This is a genomic window from Sphingorhabdus sp., assembly GCF_035329025.1.
Taxonomy (GTDB): domain Bacteria; phylum Pseudomonadota; class Alphaproteobacteria; order Sphingomonadales; family Sphingomonadaceae; genus Sphingorhabdus_B.
In genome coordinates, this window is the sequence record NZ_DAOLHN010000075.1 from 1 (window position 1) to 6789 (window position 6789).

Annotated in this window: 7 protein-coding genes; 3 read left to right on the forward strand and 4 right to left on the reverse strand. The window is 57.5% G+C overall.

Annotation, left to right across the window (positions count from 1 at the left end):
- Positions 1-240: 240 nt before the first annotated feature.
- A complete protein-coding gene (locus PKC81_RS14080; RefSeq protein WP_324337163.1) occupies positions 241-1791 on the forward strand; it encodes a DUF4403 family protein in 1551 nt (516 codons plus the stop codon).
- 12 nt (positions 1792-1803) lie between these two features.
- Here the strand turns inward: PKC81_RS14080 and PKC81_RS14085 are convergent, their stop codons facing one another.
- A complete protein-coding gene (locus tag PKC81_RS14085) occupies positions 1804-2880 on the reverse strand; it encodes an AraC family transcriptional regulator ligand-binding domain-containing protein (protein ID WP_324337165.1) in 1077 nt (358 codons plus the stop codon).
- Between the two features lie 89 nt (positions 2881-2969).
- On the opposite strand from PKC81_RS14085, the gene PKC81_RS14090 reads away from it, so the two are divergent.
- Entirely contained in the window at positions 2970-3743 is a 774-nt protein-coding gene (locus PKC81_RS14090; RefSeq protein WP_324337167.1) for a thioesterase family protein, read from the forward strand.
- Here the strand turns inward: PKC81_RS14090 and rlmN are convergent.
- From rlmN to PKC81_RS14105, 3 genes are read right to left on the reverse strand one after another with little or no spacing between them, the layout of a single operon-like run.
- Entirely contained in the window at positions 3740-4975 is a 1236-nt protein-coding gene (gene rlmN / locus PKC81_RS14095; protein WP_324337169.1) for a 23S rRNA (adenine(2503)-C(2))-methyltransferase RlmN, read from the reverse strand. The two genes, PKC81_RS14090 and rlmN, sit on opposite strands and share 4 nt — an antisense overlap.
- Before the next feature lie 50 nt (positions 4976-5025).
- The gene (locus tag PKC81_RS14100) at positions 5026-5499 is read right to left on the reverse strand and encodes a hypothetical protein (RefSeq protein WP_324337171.1); all 474 of its coding nucleotides are present in this window, start codon (positions 5497-5499) and stop codon (positions 5026-5028) included.
- A complete protein-coding gene (locus PKC81_RS14105) occupies positions 5496-6140 on the reverse strand; it encodes a histidine phosphatase family protein (protein ID WP_324337173.1) in 645 nt (214 codons plus the stop codon). Before PKC81_RS14105 ends, PKC81_RS14100 begins: the two co-directional genes overlap by 4 nt.
- 187 nt (positions 6141-6327) lie before the next feature.
- Here PKC81_RS14105 and PKC81_RS14110 point away from each other — a divergent pair.
- Positions 6328-6789, forward strand: a 462-nt coding sequence (locus PKC81_RS14110) for a DNA polymerase III subunit beta (RefSeq protein ID WP_324337174.1), incomplete at its 3' end; no start/stop codon positions are given.

The following is a 6789-nucleotide window of genomic DNA, read 5'->3' on the forward strand; positions in this document are numbered from 1 at the left end:
TAGCTCAGTGGTAGAGCACTGTGTTGACATCGCAGGGGTCGCAAGTTCAATCCTTGCTACGCCCACCATTTTCCCCTTTTTGTCAGCAGCCGCAGGGCCAATTCAGGCGTGTGAATGATTTGCATGTTGCGACTTGCGGCGCAAAATGCGAGCATACATGCAATAATCCGGTCGCATCGATAAGTTTACATTAGGTCATGTACAAACATTGATTTCGCAAATGCGGATGCGAGGGGCATTATGCGCACTGCAGGCAATGCTGTCTTCTTTTGGTTGATATTGTTTTCAACTTTTCTCGGCGGCTGTGAGAAGCAGGTCGGTAATCCGGCACCCCCGCGTATCGATACGGCAGCTGAACTGCCCAAGCAGACCTCGACGATCATCGTCCCGCTCAGCATCGATATTGGAGGCCTGGAGGCAAAGCTCAATCAATCGGCGCCAACCCGGCTGTGGGCCATCAACCAATATGAACCCAAATGCATTCCTGCACAGCGTGTGACGATCTGTCCGGTGCACAAGAAAAAGTGCAAGGGTGAGGCGTGCAAAAATGTTGACTGCAAGATCGGATTCAAGCGCACCAAGGTGACCCCTGATGTCGCCTGCACTATTGTCGGGCATGTGAGCAGAGGACGTATCCGCCTGTCCGGGCGTGGCGATCTACTGACCGTTTCAATGCCGGTGAACGCTGTCGTGAGCGCGCGCGATGTTGGCGGCGTCATCAAGCGTGAAACGGCCAATGCTTCGGCCGATGTACGCGCGCAAGTTCGCATCTCGATTGATAACAGCTGGTCACCGAGGGCAAAGGTCGACATCGCCTATGACTGGCGCGAACCGCCCGGGATCAACTTTCTGGGCAAACGTATCCATTTCGTGCGCAAGGCAGATGCCGAACTGGCACGGGTGATAGCCGGTTTGGAGCGAGACCTTTCGCGTGAGATCGCCCAGGTCCAAACGCGCAAACTTGTTGAGGGCGCTTGGGGCGAGGGGTTTGCGACCATCATGCTGAATCGCGAACGCCCCCCGGCGTGGATGCGCGTGACGCCGCAAAAGCTTGGATTTGGGGGGTATCAGGTCCGTGGACGGCAACTATTGTTGACCTTGTCTGCGGAAGCCGTGACCGAGACCTTTATTGGCGATCGGCCCGAAAAGCCGGAAATCACCCCCCTTCCGTCCCCTGCGAAAATGTCCGGTGATCATGGCTTGCGATTCCACATCCCGGTGCTCGCAGATTATCGTGAACTGGAACCGGTGATCCTGCGTGCGCTGCGCAAATTGGCAGCCAAGGGTATCGAACTCGACCAGATTGGCCCGGTGAAAGTCGATTTCAAAAAGGTCACGGTCTATGCGACCGAAGGGGGCAGGATAGCCGTTGGGGTCGAAGCCAATGCCGATATTATCCGCAGCCCGCTCAAAGGCACCAATGGCGTTATCTGGTTATCAGCGATCCCATATAACGAAGCGAATTCACAAGTGGTCAAAATACGCGACTTGCGGATCGCAGGGACGACGGATCGCGAGGCGGTCAACTTGCTCTTTGCCCTGTTTGCGGATCCCGAAGTTCTCGCTGAAATCAGCAGGGCATTGGTGACCGATTTCAACAAGGATTATCAGAAAGTCCTGGTCGCGGCGAAAAAGGCGATCGCGATGCGACAAGAAGGGGATTTTACGCTGTCTGCCGAAGTGGACGAGGTCAGCCACGGTACGGTTATCGCGACCGGGCAGGGGCTTTTTCTCCCCGTCGATGTGACCGGCAAGGCAAATATTCGCTACACGCCCCGCAAACCTCGGTAGCGCATGCTCCACTTAGGCGGCTTTGCGAGCCACAGCCTGCCATCCCTTGCTCGGCGGCTCGCCATACCAGCGCCGATAGGCGCGCGTGAAAGCACTCAACTCACCATAGCCAAGCAGTTCGGCCACCTCGGCAAGCGACCGCTTGTTCTCCAATTTGTAGAGATCACACATGCTTTTGCGGATATCGTCCAGCATCGATCTGAACGGATTCCCCTGCTCAACCAGGTTCCGTCTTAAAGTGCGCTCGGCCATGCCGAACGATCTTGCCACACGGTCAAGCGTGACCGGAGATTTATTGAGTTCGGTCCATAGATAGAAATATGTAAAAGCAGAAAGCTGAAGTCCCGCGTCAAACCATTGGACCGGCTGCCAATGGCATTTGGTGGCAGCGGCCAGCAAAGTCGGGTTTGCGAATGGCGACGGCGCGCGGCACTGCTCAGTCAAAAATTCTACCATCGTCTCTTTTGTGCCGAAGACGATTGGAGCGCCGATATATTGTTCATAGAGAGCGACATCGAATCTGGGCCTGTGCTGCATCGAAACGCCCGATATGATCAACCGCTCGCCCCATATTTCGCGCGCGAGGCGGACATATGTCACCATTGAGAACTCGACTGCTGCTGCAATGTCCTGCGGGTCGTTGCCTAAGGCATTCCATTTGAGAATGGTGAATTCACCATGTTCGGCCAATGATGTTCGGTAGATATTCTGGCGCAGCTCCTGCATCTGAACATTCGCCTCGATCACATCATATAGTGTCGGCAACAGACGTGTTGCATAACCGATATCGGAAAAGCAGCGCGGTTTTGAATCGCGCCCGATTTCCAGAACTGCAGCGGGCTTGTTCAGTTGCGTTTCGATCGCCAGCAATAAACGGTTGAGCACGACGCCCGGCACCCAGCTCAACTGGTTTCGAATGGTTGCTTCGCTTATTCCGACCGCATCCAGCAAAGCCGGTCGCTGAGCGCCTAGCCCTACCGCGGCTGCAATTGCCCGGCCGATCAGATTGGCTGATGCCGTGTTTGGTGGAATAAGAACGCCTCCGCCCACCAGCTTTTCGACCCAGCCGAACTGATTGCTCCCTTCCATAAAAGCGACTCAACCACTGCAAGCCACGCTATGCAAGCCCAATGTCTTGATTGCTTGCGACAATAGTTCGCGCGCGATAAGCCAACGAAATGAACCTTGCAGACATCCTCGCGCAGCTCCGCGCTGACACGACCGACCAGAAAATCAACATTCCCTCGACCTGGCATCAGGGGCGAACTGCCTATGGCGGTTTGAGTTCGGCATTGGCCTATCAGTCGGCAAAACTGGCCGCGCCGGATCTGCCGCCGCTGTTGACCGCGCAGATCGCCTTTTCGGGTCCATTGTCCGGCGAGGTAGAGATCCACAGCAAGGTCCTGCGCCGTGGGCGCAATAGTGCCTTCATAAAAAGTGAAATCACGGTGGGCGAAGAGGTTGGCTTGAGCTGCGTCTTCGTCTTCATGGCGCGCCGCGAAAGCCACATCGATTTCGAAGGTCTGCCCCGACCGGAATTCCCGCCCATCCCTGAAGATGGCAAAACGCGCAGCGGCCCGCCCGAGTTCTTCACCCACAATATGGATTATCCCGAAAAGCGGCTGATCCTTGGCATGGATAAGCCTCGTCTTGCCAACTGGCACCGCTTGAAAGAGCGTGAGGGCCTTGATCCCGTGGCCAACCTGATCTGCATGGGCGATGCCTTGCCGCCATCGACGATGGGGCTGATGAAAAAAGAGGGGATGATCAGTTCGATCAACTGGCAGATCAATCTGCTCACCGATGCACCCGAAACCGAAAATGGCTGGTGGTTCCTTGAAAGTGAAACCCACCATGCGGTTCATGGTGCGAGCAGCCAATATATGACGGTCTGGAACAGCAAGGGCGAACCGATGATGACTGGGATGCAGTCGGTGGCACTTTTCGTCTAACCCAAAGCCGCCTGTTTTTCCTCTGCCAGCCTATCCAGTTCGGCCCGGCTCTTCTTCTCGGCTGCTGATTTCAGCTGGCCGCACGCTGCCATGATGTCGCGCCCGCGGGGGGTGCGCACCGGCGCGCTGATGCCGGCTTCGAAAATCAGGTTGCTGAAGGCGCGGATGCGCTCGGGAGTTGAACACTCATAGGGCGCGCCCGGCCAAGGGTTGAACGGGATCAAATTGACCTTGGCGGGCAATTTATACTGCTTGATCAGGCGCACCAGTTCGCGCGCATCGGCGTCGCTGTCATTCTTGTCCTTCAGCATCACATATTCAAAGGTGATGCGCCGGGCATTATTGGCACCGGGATAATCGGCGCAGGCCTGAAGCAGCTCTTCGATGCCATATTTGCGGTTCAATGGGACGATCTCGTCTCGGATTTCCTTGCTGATGGCGTGGAGCGACACAGCCAGGTTCACCCCGATTTCTTCGCCGGCCTTCGCCATCATCGGCACTACGCCGCTGGTTGACAGCGTAATGCGGCGTTTTGAGAGCGCCAGGCCATCGCCGTGCATCACTACCTTCAAGGCATCGCGGACATTGTCAAAATTGTATAGCGGCTCTCCCATGCCCATCAGCACGATGTTGGTCAGCATTCGGCCATCGGAAGTGTAGTGACCGCTCTCGTCATCTTCATCTTCCGTGCCGCCAGCCATATTGCCCTTGGGCCATTCGCCCAACGCGTCGCGCGCCAGCATGACCTGACCGACTATCTCGCCCGGCGTCAGGTTGCGCACCAGCCGCATCGTGCCGGTGTGGCAGAAACGGCAGTTGAGCGTGCAACCGACTTGCGAGGAAATGCACAACGTGCCGCGATCGGCATCGGGGATGAAGACCATTTCATAGTCCTGCGCGTCGTCGGTGCGCAGCAGCCATTTGCGTGTCCCGTCACTGCTGACCTGCGCCTCGATCACTTCGGGGCGGCCGATGACAAAACGCTGCGCCAGCCAGGGGCGCATCGTCTTGGCGATGTCGGTCATCATTTCAAAGTCGGTGACACCGCGATGGTAGATCCAGTGGAACACCTGCTTCGAGCGCAGCTTGGCCGCTTTCTCGTCGAGCTGGCTTTCCAGGAACAGTTGTTTGATCTGCAGATGCGACAGCCCCATCAGGTCGATGCGACCATCGGAACGCGGCGTGATGGCACGCGGAGTGACTACGGGATCGATATGGCCGGGTATCTGCATGATGCGCGGCGATATAGGGATGTCGGCTGCGAAAAGCGAGTCTTGGCTGGCTATCGTGCCGCACACCCCAAAGCTGCTGCATCAATGGCGCTTGCGGCGCCACGCGTCGCATAGGCATCGACAATGCTGCGTCCATCACGGGCAATGCTTGTGACGCTCAAAGACTGCGAGGAGCGGATGGCAGCGATGATGGCCATGTCGGTCTGGCGGTCCTTCGCCCAGCCATAATCGCCCTTGGCGATCAGGCGAAAGCGGCGTCCGCCTGCGCTGAGTGTAATACCGCTGTTTTCTGAGCGCGCTCGCGACAGGTGGACATAGATCTGATGCCCCAATCCCCGCTTGGGCCAGAAGCCGACCGACACATAGCCCCGCTCTCCGCTAGACGTCTCGGGAGCGCCGATAGCATAGCATCGCGGTGTCTCGGCATCGCGGAACGCCGCCCAGCTTTGCCACGCGCCCAAGCGTTCCTTGGCGAGGGCAGGGGTGGCGATTAGCGCCGTCGCGAGGAAAAACAGCCGTTTCAAGCGCGCTCCAGCTGCCCTTCACCCAAGGTGACGATCTGTTCCACGCCATCCTGTATCATCACCATACTGCCCTGCGGCAGGCTGTCGGCGATAGGAACATCGCACAAAGGGTGCGGTTCGATACCGAGCAATAGACCGCGCAATACGCGGGCAGACATGCCGTGCATCAGGACAATCGCGTCGCCCGGTTCGGCGGTGGCATCGGCGATCCAGTCGCTCAGACGGCGGGCGACATCATCATACCACTCGCCATTGGGAGGCTGCACGGTAAACAGGCCTTCATCATGATCAACGAACGGGCCGATTTCGGCATGGATATCGGCATAGGTCCGTTCGGACCAGTCGCCCACGTCTATTTCCTGCAGCCGGTCATCCGCCTTGGTCTGGTGCCAGTCTGCGCCGACATGTTCGGCGACAATTGCCAGCGTCTGCAACGCCCGACCAGCCGTGGAAGACCACAAAATCGGCGTCGGTTTTCCATCAAACCAGGGTGCCAATGCCCGGCCCATCGCGTCAGCTTGCAAAAATCCCGCGCGGGTCAACGGGGTGTGTACCGCCTGCTGCCCCTGCATCCGCGCGACCGCATTGAATACGGTTTCGCCGTGCCGCGCGATGAACAGTCTTTTTCCGTTTGTGCTCAAAATCCTAACCCCTTTTGCTTCACCAGCCTTCTTCCACAGATTAATCGGCGCTGTAAAGGCAATCGGCTTGCCCTAGGTCTCCAACTTGTTAAGGAAGATTCGCCGAAATTGGGGGTTTTGACCCTTTGGCATATTGGGAAGAATTGCCGTTTCCACTTCGGGGCGGCCAAAGGGGAATGACCGGACGATGAAAGCGACGATCGAGCGCGCCACACTGCTGAAGAGCCTTGGCCATGTGCAATCGGTGGTGGAACGGCGTAACACCATCCCCATTCTGTCGAATGTGCTGATTGAGGCGAGCGAAAATGGCGCGATCCGCCTGACCGCGACCGACCTTGACCTTCAAATCGTCGAAACCATTGCAGGTGATGTTGAAATCCCCGGCGCGACCACGGTTTCGGCGCACACGCTCTTCGAAATCGCGCGCAAAATGCCCGACGGCAGCCAGGTGCAGCTGAACGCCGCTGATGGCCGTATGGCGGTCAATGCAGGCCGTGCGCGCTTCAGCCTCGCGACGCTGCCGCGCGACGATTTTCCGATGATTGCTGAAGGTGAACTGCCGACCAGTTTTGAACTGCCCGCACCGTCGCTGATCCAGATTATCGACAAGACGCGCTTTGCGATCTCGACCGAAGAAACGCGCTATTAT